We start from the raw sequence: 24,618 nt of genomic DNA, 5'->3' as shown, positions 1-24,618 counted from the left end.
TCAACTATTATAATCAATGATGTCAGTTGTTATTAATGCCAATTGCGTCAAAGTGAGGGAATATGTCTATTATTACCATTTCTGAATCAGCGCAACAACATTTTAAAAAGTTACTTGCTAATCAAGCTGAAGGAACTCAAATCCGAGTATTTGTTATTAATCCAGGTACACCTACTGCTGAATGTGGTGTTTCATACTGCCCTGCCGATACTATTGAGGATAGTGATATCGAAGAAAAACAGTCTGGTTTTTCAGTGTATATTGATGAAATTAGTGCGCCTTTTTTGGAAGAAACCGTAATTGACTATGTTACCGACGAATTGGGTTCACAATTAACTTTAAAAGCGCCAAACTCCAAGATGAAAAAGGTTGCGGATGATGCGCCATTGATTGAACGAGTTAATTATGCAATTCAAGCACAAGTCAACCCACAACTAGCAAGTCACGGTGGGCATGTCAGTTTAGTTGAATTGACGGAAGATAATTATGTCGTGTTACAATTTGGTGGAGGTTGTAATGGTTGTTCAATGGTTGATTACACTTTAAAAGAAGGGATAGAAAAGCAATTATTAGCCGAATTCCCAGAGTTGGCAGGCGTGAAAGATATCACCGAACATCAAGCTGGAACTCACTCTTATTATTAAAATAATTTTATTTAAATCTTGCTTATTGCTAAGATTAAGTCATAATCGCACGATATCTGTCAGTTGATATTATGATGGGGTGTTATGAATCAAGTTAGCATTATTTCAGCTCTAATCGCTTGGATTGAAAAAAATCTTGAGCAGCCGTTATCTATTGATAATGTGGCGCAAAAATCAGGTTATTCCAAATGGCACTTACAGCGAATGTTTAAAGAAGTTACTGGTCAAGTACTCGGTACTTATATACGTCATCGCCGTTTAACCTATGCAGCGCTATCATTACGAATGACGAGTAAACCCATTTTAGATATAGCAATGCAATATCGTTTTGATTCACAACAAACATTTACACGTTCATTTAAAAAACAGTTTAATGAAACGCCAGCAAGCTATCGTCGAGGTGAATTTTGGGATCCAACAGGATTAACACCCGCAATTGAGTTAAATAAAAGTCAACTGACCCTACCTGAACCTAAATTTGTTAATATGCCGAGGCAAACTTTTTGGGGAATTTCATATAAGAATAATTGTAATTTGGGTAAATTACTTGATGAAGAAAATAAGCTAAGAGCTCAATTTTTTCAAAACTATTTATCACGCTACCCACATAAAGGTGAAAACCTTCCTGATAAAATTTATGCTTTTAATCGTATTTTAAAAAGTAAAGACAACGCCAATGAACAAGAGCTTCTCTATACTATTGCTTTAGATCATAATAATCACCTTGAACATATCGAACAATATGTCAGTGAAGGTGGACTTTACCTCTGTTTTAAATATATGGGCCCCCCTGAAAATTTCAGAGATTTTATTTCACAAGTCCATTTAGCTGCAATGCCTGCTTTACAAGTCTGTTTACGTTCAGGATGCTTAATTGAAATCCATCATAATCGCCTAAACGAAACTGTCGAATCGGTTAAAGATATTAAAAATATGGAGTGCGATTATTGTGTACCTGTGGTGACCAAAAATGAAGTTGATATCCAACAAGAGCTTTGATTACACAGGCAAAATGATGGTTTAATTATTTATAATTTTAAGAGATCTTGGTAATTATACATCTGACTTCAATAAGTTTTTTTCTAACCATGTCTTAAATTCTGGTGTTGCTTCTTTTAGGCTATTTGAACCACGTGTTACCGTTGCAATGCCTATACCTAATTGTTCTTTGAGCTGACGTTGATTAATTGAGCCATCAAGTAATGAGTGAATGATTTTTACTCGTGTAATTAAGGCATCTCGTTCGTCAGCGGTCAAAAGTAATTTTAATATATCAATTGAATATCCTTCATTAAAGGCTTGATGTAATATTTCAACAGTTTGTTGCCATTGTTCAGCTTTCATTGTAAATACCATTAATATTGTCTGTTAATTTCATTTTCAGTAAGAATATTGTTATTCGGTTTGCCTAAAATTATCTGATAAATATAGTCGTAAACTAAGACATTTTTCACATAATTACGTGTTTCTGTAAACGGAATACTATCTATAAACGCTACTGCATCAAGTTTGCCACCACTATTATTAAGCCAAAGCTTTACACGATTTGGCCCTGCATTATAAGCTGCGGAGGATAAAATACGATTATTATTATTGGTTAAATACATATTATTTAAAAAATAAGTTCCTAACTCTATATTGGTTTGTGGTTCAAACAGTTGAGTTGGTGAATAGTAAATGACTGAGCTAACTTTTTTAGCTGTCTCTTTGGCCGTATTTGGCATTAATTGCATTAATCCACTAGCACCAACTGGCGATTGTACAGTAGTATCAAGCGCACTTTCTTGACGAGAAATAGCTAAAGTATAAGATAAAGGAATGGCTTTATCTTTCAATGCATCTTTATAGAATTTTTGATACATGATAGGTAAACGTTCGTTCCAATTATCCCATAATTTACCAGCAATAGTGGCTTGAATACATAAATCTCCCCAATCTCTGATAAAGGCAAATTTAGCTAAATCTAAATATTCATTATTAGTTGCATTATTGTTTAGCATATATCGCCATTCGCGGTTTGATTCTGATAACATTCCCCAATAACGTAATTCTTCAATTCGTTTTACAAAGGATTGATGATTATATTTTGCTTCTAACTCTTTGATTTCAGTTTTAGAAATTGGACGAGATAAATTTTTAAGTGAATAGGTTTGATTAAGCGTTTGAGCGCTTATCATGCCATAAAAACCTCGTTTGGATGACAGTGCTTTTAAAATTGCTTCTGCTTCTTTCTTTTGATTGTTATTCAGTAATACACGCGCTTGCCAATATTGCCAATCTTCTTTTGATTTGGCTTCTGGAGAGAGTTGTGTTAACCAATAAGCAATGTCAGTATAATTATATTCATCTATCGCCAGACGAATGCGCTTTTCAATCAATGCCGTATCATGACTTTGGGTTATATATTCATCGCGCCATTTTATTTGTTCATCAGTGGTATTATTATTAAAGTAACTATTTGCTAGACTTTTTTGCAATGCATCTACTTCTGTTTCGCTTAGTGTTTGTTGTTTCGCTAATTGAGGTAACAAAGTTTGAGCTAAATTATTATTGACTCTGACTAAACGTGGAAAAGTAGCTAACACAATCTGTTTGGTAAATGAACTAGCTTTGATGTTTTTGGAAAAATCAGCCAATTTTTGTGGATTATCCAGTAGTGCTAATAAATTGTCCTTAGTGGTTTTGTAATCGTTATTTAATAAATTAGTAAGGTATCGCGCAAATTTTATATTATTTGCCTCAACCGCAAGTCCAATACGTAATAGTATTAAATTAGACGTTCGTTTACCTGCTTGCACCCACACATCAAGTATTGGATCACATGCGGAAGGTAATTCTTTCCCTGTTTTCCATAAATCTTCAACCGTGGTAAACAGCGATTGATTATTACCTTGTTGGAATAGTGCATATTGATATCGACAATTTGTAGCAGTCGAGTTATCGCGTGGAAAGGAAACTATTGCATTCCAATCTTGACGAGAGGTTAACTCAGCTAAAAAAGATTGAGTAAGTGAAGAAGTTACAGGTAAATCATTATATTTGGCGACAAATTCACTGACTTCTTCCGGTGAAACGGTTTTAATATTATTTTGAAAAAATTGTGTCGCAACATAAGGATATAATGAATAATCCTGTAAAGATTTAACTAGCGCTTTTTGTTCTTCAAAACTAATAACTTGATTATAGGTTACCCATTTTTGAAAATTAGTTCGAAAACTGTCTTTTGTATTATCTGCAAAAGCACTATTTAAAAAAAATAGACCAATTATTGTCAAAAAATGTAAAACTAGCTTCATCCATTAACTCCTGTATTAAATCAGTTTATTAGATTAGCATACAAGTCTATGATTCGTCGATGAAGAACTTATGGATAATTCCCACTAAAACACTCAACTAAATACTTGACTAAATTAAGAGGATATATACAATACTTAGTAATATACAGGGGGGAATGATTAATGAAATTGACATCAAAAGGGCGATATGCGGTAACTGCAATGTTAGATGTTGCATTACATTCTGGCTCAGGACCGGTATCACTGGCTGATATTTCAGAACGTCAGGAAATCTCACTATCTTATCTTGAACAATTGTTTGCTCGGTTACGGAAAAACGGCTTAGTCATGAGCGTTAGAGGTCCTGGTGGTGGCTATATACTTAGTCGTGGTATGGATGAAATTGCGATTAGTTCTATTGTTAAAGCTGTTGATGAGACAGTTCATGCCACAAAATGTCATGGTGAAGCGGGTTGCCAACGGGGTGTTAAATGTCTCACCCATACACTATGGAACGATCTAAGTGAACGCATTGATGATTTTTTAACGAGTATCACTTTAAGTGAATTAGTCAAAAATAAAGACGTTAGAGCTGTAGCTGACCGACAAAGTAATATACAGCACGTCAGAGTTAATTAAAAAAAAGAATATAAAATTTATAATTGGGAGTAGTAAATGAGATTACCTATTTATATGGATTATGCAGCGACAACACCTGTAGATCCTAGAGTTGCCGAAAAAATGATGCACTATTTAACTCCAGATGGTATCTTTGGTAATCCCGCATCACGTTCACACCGATTTGGCTGGCAAGCTGAAGAAGCAGTTGATATTGCACGAAATCAAATCGCTGATCTTATAGGTGCAGACTCTCGCGAAATAGTTTTTACCTCAGGTGCAACAGAAGCAGATAATCTTGCTATCAAAGGATCTGCACATTTTAACCAAGCCAAAGGTAAACATATTATTACCTGTAAAACGGAACATAAAGCAGTACTTGATACTTGCCGTCAACTTGAGCGTGAAGGATACGAAGTGACTTATTTAGCACCCGAATCCGATGGTATCATTGATCTTAATAAGCTAGCTGCTGTAATGCGTCCAGATACAACAGTTGTATCAATTATGCATGTAAATAATGAAACAGGCGTGGTACAAGATATCGAAAAAATTGGTGAAATGTGTCGGGAAAGGGGGATTGTCTTCCATGTCGATGCAACACAAAGCGTTGGTAAATTACCAATTGATCTCACTAAATTAAAAGTGGATTTAATGTCTTTTTCAGGGCATAAAATTTATGGACCCAAAGGTATCGGTGGACTTTATGTAAGACGTAAACCGCGAGTACGAATAGAAGCACAAATGCATGGCGGTGGTCATGAAAGAGGTATGCGTTCAGGTACTTTACCTGTTCATCAAATTGTTGGTATGGGTGAAGCATATCATATTGCTAAACAGGAAATGGCAACTGAAATGCCTCGTTTATTAGCCTTAAAAAATCGTTTGTGGAATGGTCTAAAAGATATTGAAGAAGTATATCTTAATGGTTCATTAGAACACAGCGCGCCAAACATTTTAAATGTAAGCTTTGCTTATATTGAAGGTGAATCGTTGATGATGGCATTAAAAGACTTAGCAGTATCTTCGGGTTCAGCTTGTACATCCGCGAGTTTGGAACCTTCATATGTTTTACGCGCGTTAGGTTTGAATGATGAACTTGCACATAGTTCAATTCGCTTTTCATTTGGTCGATTTAGTACTGAAGAAGAAGTTGATTATGTTATTAAGTTGATTAGAGAATCTATTGGTAAATTAAGGGATTTATCTCCACTTTGGGAAATGTTTAAAGATGGCGTTGATCTAACTAAAATTAAATGGTCAGCACATTAAAATTAGGAGTAAATTATGGCATATAGCGAAAAAGTAGTTGATCATTATGAAAACCCTCGTAATGTTGGTTCTTTTGATCAAAATGATCCTAATGTCGGTAGTGGCATGGTTGGCGCACCAGCATGTGGTGATGTAATGCGTCTTCAAATCAAAGTTAATGATGACGGTATTATTGAAGACGCTAAATTCAAAACTTATGGTTGTGGAAGTGCAATTGCATCAAGTTCATTGGTTACTGAATGGATAAAAGGTAAATCATTAGATGAGGCCGAGGCAATTAAAAATACAGATATCGCCAAAGAGCTAGCTTTACCACCAGTAAAAATTCACTGTTCAATTCTAGCTGAAGATGCCATTAAGGCTGCAATTGAAGATTACAAAACTAAAAAAGGGCAAAGTTAATGGCTATTACATTAACCAATAATGCAGCTAATCGCGTTCAATCCTTTTTAGCCAATCGGGGTAAAGGTGTAGGACTTAGATTAGGTGTAAAAACATCAGGTTGCTCTGGTATGGCTTATGTTCTGGAATTTGCCGACGTGATTAATGATGATGACAGTGTGTTTGAAGACAAAAATGTCAAAGTTATCGTAGATAAAAAAAGTTTAGTCTATATTGATGGGACTGAACTTGATTTTGTTAAAGAAGGATTAAACGAAGGCTTTAAATTTAATAATCCCAATGCACAAAATGAATGTGGTTGTGGTGAAAGCTTTAACGTTTAATTGGAGCAATTACTGTGGTTAATTACTTTGAGTTATTTCAGTTACCTGTTCAATTGCCTGTTGATATGGCGATGCTAACAACCCATTATCAACAGCTGCAAAAACAGTTCCACCCAGATAATTTTGCTTCTGCGAAGGATAATGAAAAAGTCTCAATCATGCAAAAATCAGCCATGATTAATGATGGCTACCAGACATTAAAAAATTCGATTAGTGCAGCCGAATATTTTTTATCGCTGCAAGGTTTTGATGTTGCGACTGAACAAAATATTATTCATGATCCTGACTTTTTAATGGAGCAATTCACTTTGCGTGAACAGCTTGATGATATTGAAAGTCAGGATAATCCTGAATTATTAGATGATTTTCATAAAGAAATGATTAAACGTAAAAATAGCGTTTATAACCAGTTATTGCACTATATTCATGAGCAAGATTGGCAAACTGCACTTAATCTCATCTATAAAATCCGTTACCTCACTAGATTGCTTGAACAAATCGAAAAATTACAAGAAAAACAATTTGTTTTATAATTTTAGACAAGCAAACATCAATTAGAGATATATTACATGGTACTTTTACAGATCAGTGAACCGGGACAAACACCAGCACCTCATCAGCGTCGCCTAGCAGTAGGTATTGATCTTGGTACAACTAATTCATTAGTTGCAATTGTACGAAGTGGACAATGCGAAGCTTTACCCGATTTAGAGGGAGATCCTTTGTTACCATCGGTGGTGCATTATGGTCTTGATCACGATGACAATCTTATTGTTACCGTAGGAAAAAATGCCAAAGCAAATTCAGCTAATGATCCACAAAATACCGTCAGTTCGATTAAACGATTAATGGGGAGAAGTTTATCAGATCTTGATATGTCATATTTCCCTTATTCGTTCTCGCAAAGTGCAAATGGTGTGCCGATTCTTAATTTACCTAATGGCAAAGTTAATCCAGTTCAAGTTTCCGCAGAAATTTTAACAGCTTTAGCAAATCGAGCAAAAGAGACACTAAATAGCGAAATTGATGGTGTAGTAATTACCGTTCCGGCCTATTTTGATGATGCTCAAAGACAAGCAACTAAAGATGCAGCCAAATTAGCCAAATTACATGTATTACGCCTTTTGAACGAACCAACAGCAGCCGCTATTGCTTATGGTCTTGATTCTGGTAAAGAGGGTGTGATCGCAGTTTATGACTTAGGTGGTGGAACTTTTGATATTTCTATTTTGCGTTTACATAAAGGTGTATTTGAGGTCTTAGCGACCAGTGGCGATTCGGCACTTGGTGGTGATGATTTCGATCGCTTACTTGCTGATTATATAAAACAAGAACTAGGACTGACCAACAATACTGATCCTCATATTAACCAAAAAATTATGAATCAAGCTGTGGCGTTGAAAATAGCATTAAGCCAGCAAGATTCGGTTCTGTTTACTTTCAATAATCAGTCATTGACCATTACTCGTACGCAGTTTGAAACATTAATTGAACCATTAGTTAAACGAACTTTAGCTGTATGTCGTAGAGCATTAAAAGATGCCAAAATCGAGCTTGATGAAGTGGCAGAAGTTGTTATGGTCGGTGGTTCTACCCGCGTACCATTAGTTCGCCAGTTCGTGGGTAATTATTTTAAACTAAATCCTCTTACATCTATTGATCCAGATAAGGTTGTTGCAATTGGTGCAGCTATACAAGCGGACATTTTAGTCGGTAATAAGCCTGATTCGGATATGCTATTGTTGGATGTAATTCCATTATCTTTAGGTATTGAAACTATGGGTGAATTAGTTGAAAAGATTATTCCTCGTAATAGTACCATTCCTTGCGCTCGCGCTCAGGAGTTTACAACATTTAAAGATGGTCAAACGGCAATGATGATCCATGTTTTACAAGGTGAACGAGAAAAGGTTACTGATTGTCGATCGTTAGCCAAGTTTACTTTACAAGGCATACCACCCATGCCTGCTGGTGGCGCTCATATTCGAGTTACTTTCCAGGTTGATGCTGACGGTTTATTAAGTGTTACTGCTATGGAAAAGTCAACTGGTGTTGAAGCCGCTATTCAGGTAAAACCATCTTATGGGCTTAGCGATAACGAAATTGCAAGTATGATTCAAGATTCAATAAGTTATGCTGAACAGGATAAACAAGCAAGAATGTTGGCAGAGCAAAAAGTTGAAGCGGCCAGAGTGCTTGAAAGTTTACAAAGTGCTTTAGATAAAGACATGGATTTATTAAATGAACATCAACTTAACCAAATTTTAACCGCTAAGCATCAGCTACAAGCTGCTAGCCAAGCTAACGATAGTTACGAAATTGAAAAACAGATTAAAATTGTTGATAACGTAACTCAGGAATTTGCTGCTAAACGTATGGATCGCTCTATTCGCCATGCATTAACAGGTCATAATGTTGATGATATCTAACTAACGAGATTATTATGCCAAAAATTACTTTTTTACCTAATGCCGATCTCTGCCCTGAAGGAAAAACCGTTGAAGCAGAGGAAGGGGAATCTATTTTAGAGGTCGCATTACGTAATGATATTGAAATTGAACATGCATGTGAAATGTCTTGTGCCTGTTCAACTTGTCACTGTATTGTCCGAAAAGGATTTAACTCACTGGAAGAAAGTGACGAACAAGAAGATGATATGCTTGATAAAGCTTGGGGTGTAGAGCCTCAGAGCCGATTAAGTTGTCAAGCTCGTGTTACAGATGAAGATTTGGAAGTTGAGATTCCAAGATATAGCTTAAATCACGCTAAAGAAGATCACTAGTAAGTCGCCTTTATGGCGACTGACCATAATTAATTGATAATAACAAATTGATTTGATTTTAAAATACAACGATGTTTTATTAAACATTATCAAAACACATTTATTTATCTACAAGGATGCTAATTATTAATTACTCCTTGCATTAGTTGATAATTTCCGTATAATTACCACCACTTTGCTTATTGGTTTCCTTTGAGCAAATGCGTATGAAGATATAAGCAATAAATAACATATTGTATTATATCAACAATACTCCCGATCTGGGGGTTACGAAAAGAACGGATTACACTCTCCTGTCAATCGAAACAGGGTAAGAGGAGTAATCTTTTGTTATAACTTTTAAATAGTGGAGCTCTGGTCTCATGTCGAACCAAAGAATCCGTATCCGGTTAAAAGCGTTTGATCATCGTTTGATTGATCAATCAACTGCTGAAATTGTAGAAACTGCGAAGCGCACTGGTGCGCAGGTTCGTGGTCCTATTCCATTACCGACACGCAAAGAGCGTTTTACCGTATTGATTTCTCCGCACGTTAATAAAGACGCGCGCGATCAATATGAAATTCGCACTCATAAACGTCTAGTTGATATTGTTGAGCCAACTGAAAAAACAGTTGATGCTTTAATGCGTCTAGATCTTGCTGCCGGTGTTGATGTGCAGATCAGTTTAGGTTAATCCTGAGCTGAATGATTGAGAGGTCTAAACAATGATTGGTTTAATCGGTCGTAAAGTAGGAATGACACGAATCTTTACCGAAGAGGGTGTTTCTATTCCTGTCACCGTAGTTGAAGTTCAAAGCAACCGCGTTACTCAAGTAAAAACACTTGAGAATGATGGTTATCAAGCAATTCAGGTTACTACAGGTAGCAAAAAAGCAAGCCGTATAAACAAACCTGAAGCAGGTCATTTCGCTAAGGCTGGCGTTGAAGCTGGTCGTGGTCTATGGGAATTCCGTTTTGAAGAAGGCGAATTTGCTGTAGGTCAAAGCATTAACGTTGATATTTTTATAGACGTTAAAAAAGTTGATGTTACTGGTACATCTAAAGGTAAAGGTTTTGCTGGCGTAACTAAACGTTGGAACTTCCGTACCCAAGATGCAACACATGGTAACTCTTTAGCACACCGTGGTCATGGCTCTATCGGTCAAAACCAAACTCCGGGTAAAGTGTTTAAAGGTCGTAAAATGGCAGGTCACTTAGGTAATGAACGTGTAACTGTTCAAAACTTAGATATTGTACGTGTTGATGCAGAACGTAATCTTTTATTAATTAAAGGTGCTGTTCCTGGTGCAATCAATAGTGACGTAATTGTTAAACCGGCAATCAAGGCTTAACGTCAAGGAGATAGAGATGGAATTAGTAGTTAAAGACGCGCAAGCGCTTTCTGTTTCCGAAACTACCTTCGGACGTGAGTTTAATGAAGCGTTAGTTCATCAAGTAGTTGTTGCTTATGCATCTGCTGCTCGTCAAGGCTCTCGCGCACAAAAAACTCGTGCAGAAATCGCTGGTTCAGGCAAAAAACCATGGCGCCAAAAAGGCACAGGTCGCGCTCGTTCAGGTTCTATTAAGAGCCCAATATGGCGTAGCGGTGGTGTAACATTTGCAGCAAAACCACAAGATCATAGCCAAAAAGTTAACCGTAAAATGTATCGTGGTGCATTAAAGAGTATTTTCTCTGAATTAGTGCGTCAAGAACGTTTAATTGTGGTTGAAAAATTTACTGTTGAAGCACCTAAGACTAAATTATTAACTCAGAAATTAAATGATATGGAACTTAACGATGTTCTTATTATCACTTCTGAAGTTGATGAAAATCTTTTCTTAGCAGCACGTAACTTATACAAAGTTGATGTGCGTGATGTGGCAGGTATTGATCCAGTTAGTTTGATTGCATTTGACAAAGTGGTTATCACTGTTGATGCTGTTAAACAAGTAGAGGAGATGTTAGCATGATTCGTGAAGAGCGTCTGCTTAAAGTCCTGCGAGCACCACATGTTTCTGAAAAAGCATCTATTTCAATGGAAAAAACAAATACATTAGTATTGAAAGTTGCTAAAGATGCTACTAAGAGAGAGATTAAAGCCGCAGTTGAACAACTATTTGAAGTTAAAGTAGATGACGTTAATACGCTTATCGTTAAAGGTAAAGTTAAACGTCGTGGTCAACAAATCGGTCGCCGTAGCGACTGGAAAAAAGCTTACGTTACTTTAGCAGAAGGTCAAAATTTAGACCTTGCTGGCGTCGCTGAGTAATTCGGAGGAGTATGAACAATGGCAGTTGTTAAGTGTAAACCTACATCTCCGGGTCGTCGCCACGTTGTTAAAGTGGTTAACCCAGAGTTGCATAAAGGTAAGCCTTATGCACCGTTGCTTGATTCAAAAAGCAAAACTGGTGGTCGCAATAATAATGGTCGAATCACTACCCGTCATATTGGTGGTGGTCATAAACAACATTATCGTATTGTCGATTTTAAGCGTAATAAAGATGGTATTCCAGCAGTTGTTGAACGTTTGGAATATGATCCAAACCGTAGTGCAAATATTGCATTGGTTTTATATAAAGACGGTGAACGTCGTTATATTTTAGCGCCTAAAGGCTTAAAAGCAGGTGATCAGATCCAATCTGGTGTTGATGCAGCAATTAAAACAGGTAACTGTTTACCAATGCGCAACATCCCAGTAGGTTCTACCGTACATAATATTGAAATGAAACCAGGTAAAGGCGGACAACTTGCTCGCTCTGCTGGTAGTTATGTTCAAATCGTTGCACGTGAAGGTGCATATGTAACATTGCGTTTACGTTCAGGTGAAATGCGTAAAGTATTATTAGATTGCCGTGCCACTATTGGTGAAGTTGGTAATTCTGAACATATGCTTCGTGTATTAGGTAAAGCGGGTGCAACGCGTTGGCGTGGTGTTCGTCCTACTGTTCGTGGTACTGCAATGAACCCGGTAGACCATCCACATGGTGGTGGTGAAGGTCGTAACTTTGGTAAACATCCTGTGTCTCCATGGGGTCAAAAAACCAAAGGATTGAAAACGCGTAGCAACAAACGTACTGATAAGTATATTGTTCGCCGTCGCAATAAGAAATAATTAATATAGAGGATTAGCTATGCCACGTTCTCTCAAGAAGGGTCCTTTTATTGACCTACACTTGCTGAAGAAGGTAGAGAAAGCGGTGGAAAGCGGGGACAAGAAACCAATTCGTACTTGGTCCCGTCGTTCAACGATCTTTCCTAATATGATCGGTTTGACCATCGCTGTCCATAATGGTCGTCAGCACGTTCCAGTTTATGTATCCGACGAAATGGTTGGTCATAAATTGGGTGAATTCGCGCCGACTCGTACTTATCGCGGCCACGCGGCTGATAAGAAAGCTAAGAAGAAATAAGTAGGAGAAAGAGATGGAAACAATTGCAAAATATCGCCACGCTCGTTCTTCTGCACAAAAAGTTCGCTTAGTAGCAGATCTTGTTCGCGGTAAGAATGTGTCTCAGGCACTAGATATTTTAACGTACACCAATAAAAAAGCGGCTGTACTAGTTAAAAAAGTATTAGAGTCTGCTATTGCTAACGCAGAGCATAACGATGGTGCTGATATTGATGATCTAAAAGTTGCGAAAATATTCGTTGACGAAGGCCCAACCATGAAGCGTATTATGCCTCGTGCGAAAGGTCGTGCAGATCGAATTTTGAAGCGTACGAGTCACATCACCGTGATCGTCTCAGATCGCTAGGCTGGAGAATAGCAATGGGTCAAAAAGTAAATCCAAATGGTATCCGTTTAGGCATTGTCAAGCCTTGGACATCTACATGGTATTCGGGTACAAAGACATTCGCTGATAATTTAGAAAGTGATTTTAGAGTGCGTGAATTCTTAAATAAAGAATTAGCACAAGCATCAATCTCTAAGATTGTAATCGACCGTTCAGCAGAAACTAACGTTCGCATTACTATTCACACTGCTCGTCCGGGTATTGTGATTGGTAAGAAAGGCGAGGACGTTGAAAAATTACGTAATGCCGTAGCTTCTATTGTCAATAAGTATAAAGACAAAAGAGAAAAACGTGATGTTGCAGTACAAATTAATATTGCCGAAGTTCGTAAACCTGAACTTGATGCAAAATTAGTTGCTGATAGTATCACTTCTCAGTTAGAACGCCGAGTTATGTTCCGTCGTGCTATGAAACGTGCGGTGCAAAACGCAATGAAAGCGGGAGCTAAAGGTATCAAAGTTGAAGTAAGTGGTCGTTTAGGCGGCGCTGAAATCGCTCGTAGCGAATGGTATCGTGAAGGTCGTGTTCCTTTACATACATTACGAGCTGATATCGACTATGGATTATCTGAAGCATTAACTACCTATGGTATTATTGGTGTTAAAGTGTGGATCTTCAAAGGTGAGATCCTTGGTGGTATGGCTGCCGTTGAACAAGCAGAAAAACAACCTGCTGCTCAACCTAAAAAGCAGCGCAAAGGCCGAAAACAATAAGGAGCGTCGCTGATGTTACAACCAAAGCGTACAAAATTCCGTAAAGTACACAAGGGCCGCAATCGTGGTCTTGCTGTGAGTACTGATGTTAGTTTCGGTACATTCGGTCTTAAGGCTGTAGGACGTGGTCGTTTGACTGCGCGCCAGATCGAAGCAGCACGTCGTGCAATGACTCGTGCAGTTAAGCGTCAAGGTAAAATCTGGATTCGAGTTTTCCCTGATAAGCCAATTACCGAAAAACCACTTGAAGTGCGTATGGGTAAAGGTAAGGGTAACGTTGAATACTGGGTTGCACAGATTCAACCAGGTAAAGTCCTTTATGAAATGGACGGAGTACCGGAAGAAGTTGCTCGTGAAGCATTTGCGTTGGCAGCTGCAAAACTGCCAATTAAAACCACCTTTGTGATTAAGACGGTGATGTAAATGAAAGCAAAAGAGCTACGCGAAAAAAGCGTTGAAGAGTTAAATACTGAACTTCTTAATTTATTACGTGAGCAATTTAACTTACGTATGCAATTAGCTGGAGGTCAGTTGACACAAACTCATATGTTAAAACAAGTGCGTCGTAATATTGCACGTGTTAAAACGTTATTAACTGAGAAGGCGGGTGCGTAATATGACTACTGAAGTAAAAATTCGTACTCAGCAAGGTCGTGTTATTAGCGACAAAATGGATAAATCTATTACTGTAGCTATTGAACGTAAAGTGAAGCATCCGTTATATGGTAAGTTCATTAAACGTACGACTAAATTGCATGTACATGATGAAAACAATGAGTGTGGTATTGGCGATACTGTTGAAATTAAAGAGTGTCGACCATTATCAAAGACCAAATCTTGGACTCTTGTTCGAATCGTTGAAAAAGCAGTTATTTAATCTATTTGGTTAAAAACTGTACATAATATAATAAACGGCTTTATTTAGCCGTTTATTTTATGCTATCCATTTTATTTGAGTGGTGTTATACTATGCGCCCTCACATAAGTGGGTTTTTGGTTGTCTATTCTTATCCATGGTAGTTGAGGTGGATGAAGGTAGATTAGACAATAATTTATTTATACGGAGCATTAAAATGATCCAAGAACAGACTAGGCTCGATGTTGCTGATAACTCTGGCGCACGAAGCGTAATGTGTATCAAGGTTCTCGGTGGATCGCATCGTCGTTATGCAGCAGTAGGTGATATCATCAAAGTAACCATTAAAGAAGCAATTCCTCGTGGTAAAGTAAAAAAAGGTGATGTACTTAAGGCAGTTGTGGTGCGAACTCGAAAAGGTGTTCGTCGTCCTGATGGATCTGTCATTCGTTTCGATCGTAATGCTTGTGTTATTTTAAATAATAACAGTGAGCAACCGATTGGTACGCGTATTTTTGGACCGGTCACTCGTGAACTTCGTTCTGAGAAGTTTATGAAGATCATTTCATTAGCACCAGAAGTACTGTAAGGAGCGGGTAATGGCAGCGAAGATCCGTCGAGAAGATGAAGTTATCGTGTTATCTGGTAAAGATAAAGGTAAACGCGGTAAAGTTAAAAGTGTTTTGTCTACAGGCAAAGTGATTGTTGAAGGTATTAATTTGGTGAAAAAACATCAAAAACCAGTACCTGCATTAAATCAAGATGGTGGAATTGTTGAAAAAGAAGCAGCTATTAATGTTTCTAACGTAGCAATTTTCAATCCTAATACAGGCAAAGCAGATCGTGTAGGCTTTCGTTTTGAAGACGGCAAAAAAGTCCGTTTTTATAAGTCTACTAATGAATTAATCAATTAAGTAATTTGGAGTGTACGATGGCGAAACTGCATGATTACTACAAAGCACAGGTAGTAAATAAACTGCAAGAACAGTTTGGCTACAAATCTGTCATGCAAGTCCCTCGGATCGAAAAGATCACCTTGAATATGGGTGTGGGTGAAGCAATTACTGATAAGAAATTATTAGATAATGCGGTTGCAGATTTAGCAGCAATCAGTGGTCAAAAACCACTAGTCACTAAAGCACGCAAGTCAGTTGCTGGTTTTAAAATCCGTCAAGGGTATCCTATTGGTTGTAAAGTGACTTTACGTGGCGAACGTATGTGGGAATTTTTTGAACGTCTAGTTTATATTGCTCTTCCTCGTACTCGAGATTTTCGTGGTTTAAGCGCAAAATCTTTCGATGGTCGTGGTAACTATAGCATGGGTGTTCGTGAGCAAATCGTTTTCCCTGAAATCGATTATGATAAAGTTGATCGTGTTCGTGGTTTAGATATTACTATCACCACTTCTGCACAATCAGATGAAGAAGGCCGAGCTTTATTATCTGCCTTTAACTTCCCATTTCGTAAGTAAGGTAGGGCATAATGGCTAAACAATCAATGATTGAACGCGATAAGAAACGCGTAAAGCTAGCAGAAAAATATTTTGCAAAGCGTCAAGAATTAAAAGCGATTATCTCTGATCTTAATGCATCAGATGAAGATCGTTGGAATGCAGTGCTTAAATTGCAAACGCTTCCTCGTGATTCTAGTCCATCACGTCAACGTCGTCGTTGTCGTCAAACTGGTCGTCCACATGGCGTCCTTCGTAAGTTTGGTTTAAGCCGTATTAAGGTTCGTGAATCAGCCATGCGTGGTGAGATTCCTGGTCTTAAAAAGGCAAGTTGGTAATCAGGGGAGTGTTATAGATGAGCATGCAAGATCCTATTGCAGATATGTTGACCCGTATTCGTAACGGTCAATCTGCGAATAAAGTTGCAGTCACGATGCCTTCCTCTAAGCTAAAAGTGGCAATTGCCAATGTGCTAAAAGAAGAAGGTTATATCGGGGACTATAAAGTAGTTGGTGACACTAAGCCAGAATTGGAAATCACCTTAAAATATTTCCAAGGTAAGGCTGTAGTAGAAAGTATCAAACGTGTTAGCCGTCCAGGTTTACGTATTTATAAACGTAAAGATGAATTGCCAAAAGTTATGGCAGGATTAGGTATCGCAGTTATTTCTACTTCTAAAGGTGTTATGACTGATCGAGCAGCACGCCAAGCTGGACTTGGTGGTGAAATTATCTGCTACGTAGCGTAAGGGAGAAAAGAATGTCTCGTGTTGCAAAAGCACATGTCGTTATTCCTGCTGGCGTAGAGGTTAAACTCAATGGTCAGGTAATTACGATTAAAGGTAAAAATGGCGAGTTAACTCGTTCAATTAATGATGCTGTTGTTATTAATAATGAAGAAGGCAATATTAAATTTGCTCCTCGCGACGGTCATGCTGATGCTTGGGCTCAAGCAGGTACTGCTCGTGCATTGATTAATTCAATGGTAATTGGTGTTACTGAAGGTTTTACTAAAAAACTTCAGCTAGTTGGTGTCGGTTATCGTGCGCAAGTTAAGGGTACAACAATTGGTTTATCACTTGGATATTCACATCCAATTGAGCATCAATTGCCTAAAGGTGTAACAGCTGAATGTCCATCTCAAACTGAAATCGTACTAAAAAGTGCTGATAAACAGTTAATTGGACAAGTAGCAGCAGATATCCGTGCTTATCGTCGTCCTGAGCCTTATAAAGGTAAAGGTGTTCGTTACGCAGATGAAGTTGTGCGTACTAAAGAAGCTAAGAAAAAGTAAGGTAACACTATGGATAAGAAATCAGCTCGTATCCGTCGTGCAACTAAAGCGCGTCGCAAGATGCATGAACTACTTGCAACTCGCTTAGTAGTTCACCGTACTCCGCGTCATATTTATGCGCAGATTATCGCACCAAACGGATCAGAAGTACTGGCAGCCGCTTCTACATTAGAAAAAGCTATCAGTGAAAGTTTAAAATACACCGGAAACAAAGATGCAGCAGCTGCAGTTGGTAAAGCAATCGCAGAACGTGCATTGGCGAAAGATATCAAAGAAGTTTCATTTGATCGTTCAGGTTTCCAATATCATGGTCGAGTTCAGGCGCTAGCAGATGCTGCTCGCGAAGCTGGCCTACAGTTCTAAGGTAGGAGTTAAAGATGTCAAACATCGAAAAACAAGCTGGTGAACTGCAGGAAAAACTAATCGCAGTTAACCGTGTTTCTAAAACCGTAAAAGGTGGCCGTATTTTTAGTTTTTCTGCACTAACAGTGGTTGGTGACGGTAATGGTCGCGTAGGTTTTGGATATGGTAAAGCACGTGAAGTGCCAGCAGCAATCCAAAAAGCAATGGAAAAAGCACGTCGTAATATGATTAACGTTGCTTTAAATAACGATACTTTACAGCATCCAGTTAAAGGTACTCATACTGGTTCTCGTGTTTATATGCAACCAGCATCAGAAGGTACAGGTATTATTGCCGGTGGTGCAATGCGTGCTGTTTTAGAAGTTGCAGGTGTTCGTAACGTTCTAGCAAAAGCATATGGTTCTACTAACCCAATTAATGTGGTTCGTGCAACTATCGATGGCTTAGAAAATATGAAATCACCAGAAATGGTTGCTGCTAAGCGTGGTAAAACCGTCGAAGAAATTTTGGGGTAATTAGCCATGGCAAAGACAATTAAAATTACACAAACCCGTAGTTCTATCGGTCGTCTTCCGAAGCATAAAGCAACGTTAGTCGGTTTAGGATTACGTCGTATTGGTCATACTGTAGAACGTGAGGATACTCCTGCGATTCGTGGTATGGTAAACCAAGTTTATTACATGGTTAAAGTAGAGGAGTAATAGTAATGCGTTTAAATACTTTATCTCCTGCTGAAGGTTCAAAGCATGCACCAAAACGTGTAGGTCGAGGAATAGGCTCTGGATTAGGTAAAACAGGTACACGTGGTATTAAAGGTCAAAAATCTCGTTCAGGTGGCGGCGTTCGTCGCGGCTTTGAAGGTGGTCAAATGCCTTTATATCGTCGTTTACCAAAATTTGGTTTTACCTCACGTAAAGCTCTAGTTACAGCTCAAATTCGTCTTTCAGATCTTATGAAAGTCGAAGGTGATATTGTTGACCTAAATAGCTTAAAAGTTGCAAATGTGATTAATTCACAAATCGAATATGCCAAAATCATGTTATCTGGTGAAGTAACTAAACCAGTTACAGTTCGAGGTATTCGTGTAACTAAAGGTGCTAAAGCTGCAATTGAAGCTGCTGGCGGAAAAATTGAGGAATAAGTAGAAAGATGGCAAAGCAACCAGGATTAGATTTTCAAAGTACACGTGGCGGTAGTGGTGAACTTAAAAAACGTTTAATATTTGTGCTGTTAGCACTCATTGTTTTTCGTCTTGGTTCTTACGTTCCCGTTCCTGGTATTGATACTAAAGCGTTATCGGACTTACTAACACAAGCTTCAACTAATGGTATTGTGGGTATGTTCAATATGTTCTCTGGTGGTGCTTTAAGCCGTGCTTCAATTTTTGCTTTGGGGATAATGCCTTATATTTCTGCATCAATCATTGTGCAGTTATTAACAGCAATCAGTCCAAAATTAGCAGAATTGAAGAAAGAAGGTGAATCTGGTCGTAAAAAAATCAGTCAGTACACACGTTATGGCACATTGGCTATAGCTGTTGTTCAGGCTTTTGGTATTGCGACTGGTTTACCAAACATTCCTGGTTATGGTCATGTTGTGATTAATCCAGGATTTTCTTTCTATTTTATCGCATCGGTTAGCTTAGTTACTGGCACTATGTTTCTTATGTGGTTAGGTGAGCAAATCACAGAACGCGGTGTAGGTAATGGTATTTCTATCATTATCTTTGCTGGTATTGTGGCAGGCCTTCCTCATGCAATATATGAAACAATTGAACAAGCTCGTTCTGGTTCATTGCATCCGATTTTATTGTTAGTTGTCGCAGCATTAGTGGTTGGAGTTACTTACTTTGTTGTATTTGTAGAACGTGGTCAGCGCCGTATTGTGGTTAACTACGCACAAAGACAACAAGGTCGTCGTGTTTATGCGGCACAAACTACTCACTTACCATTTAAAATAAATATGGCTGGTGTTATTCCTGCAATATTTGCCTCAACAATTGTTATGTTACCATCTATGATGGCTTCTTGGTTCCAAGGAGATGGTGAAGGTTGGCGATATATTATTGTTCTTATCGGACAATATTTCTCACATGATCAGCCGTTATACATAATCTTTTTTGCGGTAGCGATTGTTTTCTTTTGTTTCTTTTATACAGCATTGGTTTTCAACCCAAGAGAAACAGCAGATCAACTTAAGAAATCTGGTGCATTTATTCCAGGTATCCGTCCAGGTGAACAAACATCTAAGTATATTGACAAGGTGATGACGCGTCTAACACTTGTTGGCGCAATATATATCACTTTTGTATGTTTGGTACCAATGTTTATGACAAGTGCAATGAAAGTTCCAGTTCAATTTGGTGGAACTTCTTTATTAATTGTGGTTGTGGTAATCATGGATTTTATGGCACAAGTACAGACTTTAATGATGCCGAATCGTTATGAGTCAGTGTTAAAGAAAGCGAATCTTAAAGGCTACGGCCGATAAGTTAGCAAGAAGTTACGGAGAGAAAAATGAAAGTTCGTGCTTCAGTCAAGAAATTATGCAGAAATTGTAAAATCATCAAACGCAATGGCATCGTTCGTGTTATTTGCATTGAAGGTAAACATAAACAACGTCAAGGTTAATTAATTTAACTGTAAAGTTGGACTTTTGCATATTTTACTTGCCAAAGTATAGTAAAGCTGGCTAGAATAGCCAGCCTAAAATTTTTTTGTAAATCCACTGTTTGAGTATCCTGAAAACGGGCTTTTCAGTATAGTGGGTTTGCTGAACATTAACAAAAAGGAGTGCATAGTGGCCCGTATAGCAGGCATTAACATTCCTGATCAGCAACATGCTGTAATTGCTTTACAAGCAATTTATGGTATCGGTAATACTCGCGCTAAGACAATTTGTGCTGAAGCGGGTATTCCTGAACATGTTAAGATCAGAGAACTATCTGAAGATCAGATTGAAAAGTTACGTGAACAAGTCGCTAAATTTACCGTTGAAGGTGATTTACGTCGTGAAGTAACAATGAGTATCAAGCGTTTATTAGACCTTGGTTGTTATCGTGGCATGCGTCACCGTCGTGGACTTCCTGTCCGTGGTCAACGCACTAAGACTAACGCTCGTACCCGTAAGGGACCGCGTAAGCCAATCAAGAAATAATTGAGGTGATAAATAAATGGCAAAGACACCTGTTCGTGCACGTAAACGTGTAAAAAAGCAAGTTTCTGATGGTATAGCTCATATTCATGCATCATTTAACAATACAATCGTAACTATTACCGATCGTCAAGGTAATGCGTTGGGTTGGGCAACCGCTGGTGGTTCTGGTTTCCGTGGCTCTCGTAAGTCAACTCCGTTTGCAGCTCAAGTTGCAGCAGAACGTTGTGCTGAAGCCGTGAAAGACTACGGAATTAAGAATCTAGAAGTTATGGTTAAAGGACCTGGTCCTGGTCGTGAGTCAACAATTCGTGCATTAAATGCAGCGGGTTATCGCATCACTAATATTACTGATGTAACTCCGATTCCTCATAACGGTTGTCGTCCACCAAAGAAACGTCGTGTTTAATTTTAATTAAACAATGAATGTTTAGGATTATTGGAGAAATAAAATGGCAAGATATTTGGGACCTAAGCTCAAATTAAGTCGTCGTGAAGGTACAGATTTATTCCTTAAATCTGGTGTCCGAGCGGTTGATAGTAAATGTAAGTTAGAACAAGCTCCTGGACAACATGGTGCGCGTAAACCGCGTTTATCAGATTATGGTGTTCAGTTACGTGAGAAACAAAAAGTTAGACGTATTTATGGAATTCTAGAACGTCAATTCCGTAATTACTACAAAAATGCAGCGCGTATTAAAGGTAATACTGGTGAAAACCTACTTAGCCTTTTAGAATGTCGCTTAGATAACGTTGTTTATCGTATGGGATTTGGTGCTACTCGCGCTGAAGCTCGTCAATTAGTTAGCCATAAAGCTGTTCTTGTTAATGGTCGCGTAGTTAACATAGCATCTTATCAGGTATCGCCTGAAGATGTGATTAGTGTTCGCGAAAAATCAAAAAAACAAGCACGTATCAAAGCTGCTTTAGAGTTAGCTGAACAACGTGAAAAACCAACTTGGTTAGAAGTTGATGCTGGCAAAATGGAAGGTGTATTTAAACGCTTACCAGAACGTTCAGATTTATCTGCCGACATCAACGAACATTTGATCGTCGAACTTTACTCTAAGTAAAGTTTAGCACTTAAGAGAGGACATAATGCAGGGTTCTGTAACAGAGTTTTTAAAACCTCACCTAGTTGATGTTGTTCAATACAGTCAAACTCATGCTAAAGTGACTTTAGAGCCACTTGAGCGTGGTTTTGGTCATACTTTAGGTAATGCACTACGCCGCATTTTATTATCATCAATGCCTGGATATGCAGTAACCGAAGTAGAAATTGACGGTGTTCTGCATGAGTACAGTACTAAAGAAGGCGTTCAGGAAGATGTACTTGATATATTGCTTAATCTAAAAAAACTAGCAGTTCGTGTACATACTAAAGATGATGTTATGCTGACTTTAAATAAATCAGGTATTGGCGCAGTAACTGCATCGGATATCACACACGATGGCGATGTTGAAATTGTTAATCCTGATTTAGTAATTTGTCATCTTACTGATGCAAATGCTTCAATAAGTATGCGTATTCGTGTACAACGAGGACGTGGTTATGTCCCTGCTTCTGCTCGCGTTAAGTCAGAAGATGAAGAGCGACCAATTGGTCGTTTATTGGTTGATGCATGTTATAGTCCTGTTGAGCGTATCGCTTATTCTGTCGATGCAGCTCGTGTGGAACAACGTACGGATCTAGATAAATTAGTTATTGATATGGAAACTAATGGTACTATCGATCCTGAAGAATCTATCCGTCGTGCGTCAACAATTTTGGCTGAACAACTTGAAGCTTTCGTTGATTTACGTGATGTACGTCAACCTGAAGTTAAAGAAGATAAACCGGAATTTGATCCAATTCTTCTACGTCCAGTGGATGATTTGGAATTAACTGTTCGGTCTGCTAATTGCTTAAAAGCAGAAGCAGTTCATTATATTGGTGATTTAGTCCAGCGTACCGAAGTTGAGCTACTTAAAACTCCTAATCTTGGTAAAAAATCACTTACTGAAATTAAGGATGTACTCGCATCACGTGGTTTATCATTAGGCATGCGCCTTGAGAATTGGCCACCAGCAAGTATTGTTGAAGACTAAAATAAAATTTATATAAGAAGGATAAAGTTATGCGCCATCGTAAAAGTGGTCGTCAACTGAACCGAAATAGCAGCCACCGTCAAGCAATGTTTCGTAACATGACAAGTTCACTTGTTGAACATGAAATCATCAAAACTACATTGCCTAAAGCAAAAGAGTTGCGTCGTGTCGTTGAACCGTTAATTACGCTAGCCAAAAGCGATAGCGTAGCTAATCGCCGTCTGGCTTTTGCTCGTATCCGTGATAAAGATACAGTTAAAAAATTATTTTCAGATTTAGGTCCACGTTTTGCTACACGCCCAGGTGGTTATGTACGTATTTTAAAATGTGGTTTCCGTGACGGAGATAATGCTCCAATGGCTTATATTGAATTAGTTGATCGCCCTGCAGTAGAAGCAGAAGCTACAGCTGAATAATTATTCAATTAGTGTATATTAAAACCGGCATTATGCCGGTTTTTATTTTTCTACTTATTTTAAATAACCACTCTTTTCTAAACTACTTTTCGGTTATTACCTTTCTTTATTTATTATATATTTTCTCTTCACACGATATTTGTAGGTAAATAACTTTACTCAATGAAATAAAGGATTTAAGATTTGCAGCTACAATATTTTCCAACATTATTTTTGTATGATAGATCTCAAACGTAACGGTGAATGGATTTTAGTTTTTGTTACTATATTAGCGGCATTAGGTTGGGTATTTTCTAAAGAGTCGATTTTAGGTATGCCCCCGTTAGGATTTATGGCTCTTCGCTTCCTCTCAGCTTCGGTTATATTATTTCCAGTTTGTATTGGCGCTCACCAACGCATTGAACTACCAAATTTACCGAAAGCAATATTTGCGGGTTGCTTACAAGCAATCAATATCATATTTTGGATTTTAGCAATTAGTCTTGGTGGTGAACTTGGCGAAGGGTCATTTATTATGAGTCTATCGGTATTAATGGCACCATTAGTCGGCTTGATTTTTTTTAAGGAAAAACCGTTATTGATTTTTTGGATCTCGTTACCCATAGCGGTTGTTGGTCTTGCTTTTTTAACATTGTCTAATGGTTGGCATGCAAATATTAATCAGGTTTGGTTTTTTACATCCGCTTTAGCACAAGCCATATTTTTTATTTTTAATAGCCGATTTGTGCAGAAAATTGCAATTTTACCGCTTATTGTGATACAGCTCTTTTGTACGGGTTCTTGTTGCTTAATCTTATCTCTATTTTTTGAAACTTGGCCTTCTACTGTTAGCTGGGTGACTCTTGGTTGGTTTGTCGCAAGTGTACTTATTGCGACAATTTTACGTTATGCATTGCAATTGGTAGGACAGAAATATGTGCCAGTAGGCAATGCAGCGATTATTATGATATTAGAGCCTATTTTTACCACTATCGCTGGTGTCATTATTTATTCTGAACCTATGCCTTGGATGAAGTGGATTGGTTGTTCATTAATATTAATTTCTTTATTAACTTATCGCGGTTATGTTTTTATTCGAACACGGCGATCGATTTTATTTAAAGTAGATCAATCCAGTGAAAATATTCAAAATTAATCGTAACGACAATTTAGTATGTTTAATTAATCTGGCATATTAGTGATATATTAATAATA

At 37.9% G+C, this 24,618-nt stretch carries 40 protein-coding genes; 38 read left to right on the top strand and 2 right to left on the bottom strand.

From position 1 onward, the window contains the following. Positions 1 to 68: 68 nt before the first annotated feature. Positions 69 to 644 (top strand): Fe-S biogenesis protein NfuA, encoded by a 576-nt coding sequence (gene nfuA / locus A9G11_RS13070; RefSeq protein WP_065620066.1) that lies wholly within the window; start codon positions 69 to 71, stop codon positions 642 to 644. 84 nt (positions 645 to 728) lie between these two features. Beyond that, the gene (gene robA / locus A9G11_RS13065; protein ID WP_065620015.1) at positions 729 to 1,643 is read left to right on the top strand and encodes an MDR efflux pump AcrAB transcriptional activator RobA; all 915 of its coding nucleotides are present in this window, start codon (positions 729 to 731) and stop codon (positions 1,641 to 1,643) included. Positions 1,644 to 1,697: 54 nt separating this feature from the next. Here robA and trpR read toward each other — a convergent pair whose 3' ends face one another. Then, positions 1,698 to 1,988: a trp operon repressor gene (gene trpR, locus A9G11_RS13060; RefSeq protein WP_218056153.1), complete on the bottom strand. Its 291-nt coding sequence runs from the start codon at positions 1,986 to 1,988 to the stop codon at positions 1,698 to 1,700. Between the two features lie 11 nt (positions 1,989 to 1,999). Then, positions 2,000 to 3,940 (bottom strand): murein transglycosylase, encoded by a 1,941-nt coding sequence (gene sltY, locus A9G11_RS13055; protein ID WP_065620013.1) that lies wholly within the window; start codon positions 3,938 to 3,940, stop codon positions 2,000 to 2,002. A 162-nt stretch (positions 3,941 to 4,102) separates the two neighbouring features. Between sltY and iscR the strand changes: the two genes are divergently transcribed. The 36 genes from iscR (at position 4,103) to A9G11_RS12875 (ending at position 24,559) form a co-directional block, all read left to right on the top strand. Further along, positions 4,103 to 4,558, top strand: a complete 456-nt coding sequence (gene iscR, locus A9G11_RS13050; RefSeq protein WP_065620012.1) for a Fe-S cluster assembly transcriptional regulator IscR — start codon at positions 4,103 to 4,105, stop codon at positions 4,556 to 4,558. A 36-nt stretch (positions 4,559 to 4,594) separates the two neighbouring features. Continuing rightward, a complete protein-coding gene (locus A9G11_RS13045; protein WP_065620011.1) occupies positions 4,595 to 5,809 on the top strand; it encodes an IscS subfamily cysteine desulfurase in 1,215 nt (404 codons plus the stop codon). A 15-nt stretch (positions 5,810 to 5,824) separates the two neighbouring features. Beyond that, a complete protein-coding gene (iscU, locus tag A9G11_RS13040; RefSeq protein ID WP_065620010.1) occupies positions 5,825 to 6,211 on the top strand; it encodes a Fe-S cluster assembly scaffold IscU in 387 nt (128 codons plus the stop codon). Continuing rightward, on the top strand, positions 6,211 to 6,534 hold the full coding sequence (gene iscA, locus A9G11_RS13035) for an iron-sulfur cluster assembly protein IscA (protein WP_065620009.1): 324 nt from the start codon (positions 6,211 to 6,213) through the stop codon (positions 6,532 to 6,534). The genes iscU and iscA overlap by 1 nt, the downstream gene beginning before the upstream one ends. A 14-nt stretch (positions 6,535 to 6,548) precedes the next feature. Next, positions 6,549 to 7,067, top strand: coding sequence for a Fe-S protein assembly co-chaperone HscB (gene hscB / locus A9G11_RS13030; RefSeq protein WP_081298574.1), 519 nt, complete (start codon positions 6,549 to 6,551; stop codon positions 7,065 to 7,067). Positions 7,068 to 7,103: 36 nt separating this feature from the next. Then, positions 7,104 to 8,963 carry a Fe-S protein assembly chaperone HscA gene (gene hscA, locus A9G11_RS13025; protein WP_065620008.1) on the top strand — a complete coding sequence of 620 codons (1,860 nt, stop codon included), beginning with the start codon at positions 7,104 to 7,106 and terminating at the stop codon, positions 8,961 to 8,963. Between the two features lie 14 nt (positions 8,964 to 8,977). Next, positions 8,978 to 9,316, top strand: a complete 339-nt coding sequence (gene fdx / locus A9G11_RS13020) for an ISC system 2Fe-2S type ferredoxin (RefSeq protein ID WP_065620007.1) — start codon at positions 8,978 to 8,980, stop codon at positions 9,314 to 9,316. 362 nt (positions 9,317 to 9,678) lie between these two features. Next, the gene (gene rpsJ, locus A9G11_RS13015) at positions 9,679 to 9,990 is read left to right on the top strand and encodes a 30S ribosomal protein S10 (RefSeq protein WP_006120582.1); all 312 of its coding nucleotides are present in this window, start codon (positions 9,679 to 9,681) and stop codon (positions 9,988 to 9,990) included. A 31-nt stretch (positions 9,991 to 10,021) separates the two neighbouring features. After that, positions 10,022 to 10,648: a 50S ribosomal protein L3 gene (gene rplC, locus A9G11_RS13010; protein ID WP_065620006.1), complete on the top strand. Its 627-nt coding sequence runs from the start codon at positions 10,022 to 10,024 to the stop codon at positions 10,646 to 10,648. A gap of 16 nt (positions 10,649 to 10,664) precedes the next feature. Then, complete coding sequence (rplD, locus tag A9G11_RS13005) at positions 10,665 to 11,267, top strand: 50S ribosomal protein L4 (protein ID WP_065620005.1); 603 nt, start codon at positions 10,665 to 10,667, stop codon at positions 11,265 to 11,267. Continuing rightward, positions 11,264 to 11,566, top strand: a complete 303-nt coding sequence (gene rplW, locus A9G11_RS13000) for a 50S ribosomal protein L23 (RefSeq protein ID WP_065620004.1) — start codon at positions 11,264 to 11,266, stop codon at positions 11,564 to 11,566. Before rplD ends, rplW begins: the two co-directional genes overlap by 4 nt. Positions 11,567 to 11,584: 18 nt before the next feature. After that, positions 11,585 to 12,409, top strand: coding sequence for a 50S ribosomal protein L2 (gene rplB, locus A9G11_RS12995; protein ID WP_065620003.1), 825 nt, complete (start codon positions 11,585 to 11,587; stop codon positions 12,407 to 12,409). 19 nt (positions 12,410 to 12,428) lie between these two features. Further along, a complete protein-coding gene (gene rpsS, locus A9G11_RS12990; RefSeq protein WP_024496505.1) occupies positions 12,429 to 12,707 on the top strand; it encodes a 30S ribosomal protein S19 in 279 nt (92 codons plus the stop codon). A gap of 13 nt (positions 12,708 to 12,720) precedes the next feature. Next, a complete protein-coding gene (rplV, locus tag A9G11_RS12985; protein WP_034947997.1) occupies positions 12,721 to 13,053 on the top strand; it encodes a 50S ribosomal protein L22 in 333 nt (110 codons plus the stop codon). A 14-nt stretch (positions 13,054 to 13,067) separates the two neighbouring features. Then, positions 13,068 to 13,805: a 30S ribosomal protein S3 gene (rpsC, locus tag A9G11_RS12980; protein ID WP_025314388.1), complete on the top strand. Its 738-nt coding sequence runs from the start codon at positions 13,068 to 13,070 to the stop codon at positions 13,803 to 13,805. A gap of 12 nt (positions 13,806 to 13,817) precedes the next feature. Further along, positions 13,818 to 14,228, top strand: a complete 411-nt coding sequence (rplP, locus tag A9G11_RS12975; protein WP_025314389.1) for a 50S ribosomal protein L16 — start codon at positions 13,818 to 13,820, stop codon at positions 14,226 to 14,228. Continuing rightward, complete coding sequence (rpmC, locus tag A9G11_RS12970; protein WP_034902373.1) at positions 14,229 to 14,420, top strand: 50S ribosomal protein L29; 192 nt, start codon at positions 14,229 to 14,231, stop codon at positions 14,418 to 14,420. A gap of 1 nt (position 14,421) precedes the next feature. Continuing rightward, positions 14,422 to 14,682: a 30S ribosomal protein S17 gene (gene rpsQ, locus A9G11_RS12965; protein WP_034911151.1), complete on the top strand. Its 261-nt coding sequence runs from the start codon at positions 14,422 to 14,424 to the stop codon at positions 14,680 to 14,682. A 196-nt stretch (positions 14,683 to 14,878) separates the two neighbouring features. Continuing rightward, entirely contained in the window at positions 14,879 to 15,250 is a 372-nt protein-coding gene (gene rplN, locus A9G11_RS12960) for a 50S ribosomal protein L14 (protein ID WP_025314392.1), read from the top strand. Between the two features lie 10 nt (positions 15,251 to 15,260). Beyond that, positions 15,261 to 15,575, top strand: a complete 315-nt coding sequence (gene rplX, locus A9G11_RS12955; RefSeq protein ID WP_065620002.1) for a 50S ribosomal protein L24 — start codon at positions 15,261 to 15,263, stop codon at positions 15,573 to 15,575. Positions 15,576 to 15,592: 17 nt separating this feature from the next. Continuing rightward, a complete protein-coding gene (gene rplE, locus A9G11_RS12950; protein ID WP_065558584.1) occupies positions 15,593 to 16,132 on the top strand; it encodes a 50S ribosomal protein L5 in 540 nt (179 codons plus the stop codon). An 11-nt stretch (positions 16,133 to 16,143) separates the two neighbouring features. After that, positions 16,144 to 16,449: a 30S ribosomal protein S14 gene (gene rpsN / locus A9G11_RS12945; RefSeq protein WP_025314395.1), complete on the top strand. Its 306-nt coding sequence runs from the start codon at positions 16,144 to 16,146 to the stop codon at positions 16,447 to 16,449. Positions 16,450 to 16,466: 17 nt separating this feature from the next. Then, on the top strand, positions 16,467 to 16,859 hold the full coding sequence (rpsH, locus tag A9G11_RS12940; RefSeq protein WP_065557252.1) for a 30S ribosomal protein S8: 393 nt from the start codon (positions 16,467 to 16,469) through the stop codon (positions 16,857 to 16,859). Between the two features lie 11 nt (positions 16,860 to 16,870). Beyond that, complete coding sequence (rplF, locus tag A9G11_RS12935; protein WP_065620001.1) at positions 16,871 to 17,404, top strand: 50S ribosomal protein L6; 534 nt, start codon at positions 16,871 to 16,873, stop codon at positions 17,402 to 17,404. Between the two features lie 9 nt (positions 17,405 to 17,413). After that, positions 17,414 to 17,767, top strand: a complete 354-nt coding sequence (gene rplR, locus A9G11_RS12930) for a 50S ribosomal protein L18 (protein WP_025314398.1) — start codon at positions 17,414 to 17,416, stop codon at positions 17,765 to 17,767. Positions 17,768 to 17,781: 14 nt separating this feature from the next. Then, positions 17,782 to 18,282 (top strand): 30S ribosomal protein S5, encoded by a 501-nt coding sequence (rpsE, locus tag A9G11_RS12925; RefSeq protein WP_065620000.1) that lies wholly within the window; start codon positions 17,782 to 17,784, stop codon positions 18,280 to 18,282. A 6-nt stretch (positions 18,283 to 18,288) separates the two neighbouring features. Next, positions 18,289 to 18,468, top strand: a complete 180-nt coding sequence (rpmD, locus tag A9G11_RS12920; RefSeq protein ID WP_025314400.1) for a 50S ribosomal protein L30 — start codon at positions 18,289 to 18,291, stop codon at positions 18,466 to 18,468. Between the two features lie 5 nt (positions 18,469 to 18,473). Further along, positions 18,474 to 18,908, top strand: coding sequence for a 50S ribosomal protein L15 (gene rplO / locus A9G11_RS12915; protein ID WP_065619999.1), 435 nt, complete (start codon positions 18,474 to 18,476; stop codon positions 18,906 to 18,908). Between the two features lie 8 nt (positions 18,909 to 18,916). Then, the gene (gene secY / locus A9G11_RS12910) at positions 18,917 to 20,257 is read left to right on the top strand and encodes a preprotein translocase subunit SecY (protein ID WP_065619998.1); all 1,341 of its coding nucleotides are present in this window, start codon (positions 18,917 to 18,919) and stop codon (positions 20,255 to 20,257) included. Between the two features lie 26 nt (positions 20,258 to 20,283). Further along, positions 20,284 to 20,397 (top strand): 50S ribosomal protein L36, encoded by a 114-nt coding sequence (gene rpmJ / locus A9G11_RS12905; RefSeq protein WP_034884218.1) that lies wholly within the window; start codon positions 20,284 to 20,286, stop codon positions 20,395 to 20,397. A 169-nt stretch (positions 20,398 to 20,566) separates the two neighbouring features. Further along, the gene (gene rpsM, locus A9G11_RS12900; RefSeq protein WP_025314404.1) at positions 20,567 to 20,923 is read left to right on the top strand and encodes a 30S ribosomal protein S13; all 357 of its coding nucleotides are present in this window, start codon (positions 20,567 to 20,569) and stop codon (positions 20,921 to 20,923) included. A 16-nt stretch (positions 20,924 to 20,939) separates the two neighbouring features. Continuing rightward, on the top strand, positions 20,940 to 21,329 hold the full coding sequence (gene rpsK, locus A9G11_RS12895) for a 30S ribosomal protein S11 (protein WP_065619997.1): 390 nt from the start codon (positions 20,940 to 20,942) through the stop codon (positions 21,327 to 21,329). 43 nt (positions 21,330 to 21,372) lie between these two features. After that, the gene (rpsD, locus tag A9G11_RS12890) at positions 21,373 to 21,993 is read left to right on the top strand and encodes a 30S ribosomal protein S4 (RefSeq protein WP_065619996.1); all 621 of its coding nucleotides are present in this window, start codon (positions 21,373 to 21,375) and stop codon (positions 21,991 to 21,993) included. A 25-nt stretch (positions 21,994 to 22,018) separates the two neighbouring features. Beyond that, a complete protein-coding gene (locus A9G11_RS12885; protein WP_034911133.1) occupies positions 22,019 to 23,008 on the top strand; it encodes a DNA-directed RNA polymerase subunit alpha in 990 nt (329 codons plus the stop codon). Positions 23,009 to 23,037: 29 nt separating this feature from the next. Beyond that, positions 23,038 to 23,424, top strand: coding sequence for a 50S ribosomal protein L17 (gene rplQ / locus A9G11_RS12880; protein WP_065558593.1), 387 nt, complete (start codon positions 23,038 to 23,040; stop codon positions 23,422 to 23,424). A 217-nt stretch (positions 23,425 to 23,641) separates the two neighbouring features. After that, positions 23,642 to 24,559, top strand: coding sequence for a DMT family transporter (locus A9G11_RS12875; protein WP_081298573.1), 918 nt, complete (start codon positions 23,642 to 23,644; stop codon positions 24,557 to 24,559). Positions 24,560 to 24,618 lie beyond the last annotated feature (59 nt).

It is taken from the genome of Gilliamella sp. wkB108, from assembly GCF_001690195.1.
In the GTDB taxonomy this organism is placed as follows: Bacteria; Pseudomonadota; Gammaproteobacteria; order Enterobacterales; family Orbaceae; genus Gilliamella; species Gilliamella apicola_L.
The sequence above is the reverse complement of the archived record's forward strand: the minus strand, read 5'-3'. Positions and strand labels throughout refer to the sequence as shown.

Bases quoted from the DNA above. Each gene is read 5' to 3' on its own strand.
- rplE (WP_065558584.1), top strand. From the start codon at position 15,593: ATGGCGAAACTGCATGATTACTACAAAGCACAGGTAGTAAATAAACTG.
- rplV (WP_034947997.1), top strand. From the start codon at position 12,721: ATGGAAACAATTGCAAAATATCGCCACGCTCGTTCTTCTGCACAAAAA.
- robA (WP_065620015.1), top strand. From the start codon at position 729: ATGAATCAAGTTAGCATTATTTCAGCTCTAATCGCTTGGATTGAAAAA.
- iscR (WP_065620012.1), top strand. From the start codon at position 4,103: ATGAAATTGACATCAAAAGGGCGATATGCGGTAACTGCAATGTTAGAT.
- rplF (WP_065620001.1), top strand. From the start codon at position 16,871: ATGTCTCGTGTTGCAAAAGCACATGTCGTTATTCCTGCTGGCGTAGAG.
- A9G11_RS12885 (WP_034911133.1), top strand. From the start codon at position 22,019: ATGCAGGGTTCTGTAACAGAGTTTTTAAAACCTCACCTAGTTGATGTT.
- rplR (WP_025314398.1), top strand. From the start codon at position 17,414: ATGGATAAGAAATCAGCTCGTATCCGTCGTGCAACTAAAGCGCGTCGC.
- rplC (WP_065620006.1), top strand. From the start codon at position 10,022: ATGATTGGTTTAATCGGTCGTAAAGTAGGAATGACACGAATCTTTACC.
- hscA (WP_065620008.1), top strand. From the start codon at position 7,104: ATGGTACTTTTACAGATCAGTGAACCGGGACAAACACCAGCACCTCAT.
- rplB (WP_065620003.1), top strand. From the start codon at position 11,585: ATGGCAGTTGTTAAGTGTAAACCTACATCTCCGGGTCGTCGCCACGTT.
- rpsK (WP_065619997.1), top strand. From the start codon at position 20,940: ATGGCAAAGACACCTGTTCGTGCACGTAAACGTGTAAAAAAGCAAGTT.
- rpmJ (WP_034884218.1), top strand. From the start codon at position 20,284: ATGAAAGTTCGTGCTTCAGTCAAGAAATTATGCAGAAATTGTAAAATC.
- rplP (WP_025314389.1), top strand. From the start codon at position 13,818: ATGTTACAACCAAAGCGTACAAAATTCCGTAAAGTACACAAGGGCCGC.
- secY (WP_065619998.1), top strand. From the start codon at position 18,917: ATGGCAAAGCAACCAGGATTAGATTTTCAAAGTACACGTGGCGGTAGT.
- A9G11_RS12875 (WP_081298573.1), top strand. From the start codon at position 23,642: ATGATAGATCTCAAACGTAACGGTGAATGGATTTTAGTTTTTGTTACT.
- rpsN (WP_025314395.1), top strand. From the start codon at position 16,144: ATGGCTAAACAATCAATGATTGAACGCGATAAGAAACGCGTAAAGCTA.
- rpsQ (WP_034911151.1), top strand. From the start codon at position 14,422: ATGACTACTGAAGTAAAAATTCGTACTCAGCAAGGTCGTGTTATTAGC.
- iscA (WP_065620009.1), top strand. From the start codon at position 6,211: ATGGCTATTACATTAACCAATAATGCAGCTAATCGCGTTCAATCCTTT.
- rpsH (WP_065557252.1), top strand. From the start codon at position 16,467: ATGAGCATGCAAGATCCTATTGCAGATATGTTGACCCGTATTCGTAAC.
- rpsJ (WP_006120582.1), top strand. From the start codon at position 9,679: ATGTCGAACCAAAGAATCCGTATCCGGTTAAAAGCGTTTGATCATCGT.
- rpmD (WP_025314400.1), top strand. From the start codon at position 18,289: ATGGCAAAGACAATTAAAATTACACAAACCCGTAGTTCTATCGGTCGT.
- iscU (WP_065620010.1), top strand. From the start codon at position 5,825: ATGGCATATAGCGAAAAAGTAGTTGATCATTATGAAAACCCTCGTAAT.
- rpsC (WP_025314388.1), top strand. From the start codon at position 13,068: ATGGGTCAAAAAGTAAATCCAAATGGTATCCGTTTAGGCATTGTCAAG.
- trpR (WP_218056153.1), bottom strand. From the start codon at position 1,988: ATGAAAGCTGAACAATGGCAACAAACTGTTGAAATATTACATCAAGCC.
- rpsE (WP_065620000.1), top strand. From the start codon at position 17,782: ATGTCAAACATCGAAAAACAAGCTGGTGAACTGCAGGAAAAACTAATC.
- fdx (WP_065620007.1), top strand. From the start codon at position 8,978: ATGCCAAAAATTACTTTTTTACCTAATGCCGATCTCTGCCCTGAAGGA.
- rplO (WP_065619999.1), top strand. From the start codon at position 18,474: ATGCGTTTAAATACTTTATCTCCTGCTGAAGGTTCAAAGCATGCACCA.
- A9G11_RS13045 (WP_065620011.1), top strand. From the start codon at position 4,595: ATGAGATTACCTATTTATATGGATTATGCAGCGACAACACCTGTAGAT.
- rplW (WP_065620004.1), top strand. From the start codon at position 11,264: ATGATTCGTGAAGAGCGTCTGCTTAAAGTCCTGCGAGCACCACATGTT.
- rpsD (WP_065619996.1), top strand. From the start codon at position 21,373: ATGGCAAGATATTTGGGACCTAAGCTCAAATTAAGTCGTCGTGAAGGT.
- rpsS (WP_024496505.1), top strand. From the start codon at position 12,429: ATGCCACGTTCTCTCAAGAAGGGTCCTTTTATTGACCTACACTTGCTG.
- rplN (WP_025314392.1), top strand. From the start codon at position 14,879: ATGATCCAAGAACAGACTAGGCTCGATGTTGCTGATAACTCTGGCGCA.
- sltY (WP_065620013.1), bottom strand. From the start codon at position 3,940: ATGAAGCTAGTTTTACATTTTTTGACAATAATTGGTCTATTTTTTTTA.
- rplD (WP_065620005.1), top strand. From the start codon at position 10,665: ATGGAATTAGTAGTTAAAGACGCGCAAGCGCTTTCTGTTTCCGAAACT.
- rpmC (WP_034902373.1), top strand. From the start codon at position 14,229: ATGAAAGCAAAAGAGCTACGCGAAAAAAGCGTTGAAGAGTTAAATACT.
- rplX (WP_065620002.1), top strand. From the start codon at position 15,261: ATGGCAGCGAAGATCCGTCGAGAAGATGAAGTTATCGTGTTATCTGGT.
- rplQ (WP_065558593.1), top strand. From the start codon at position 23,038: ATGCGCCATCGTAAAAGTGGTCGTCAACTGAACCGAAATAGCAGCCAC.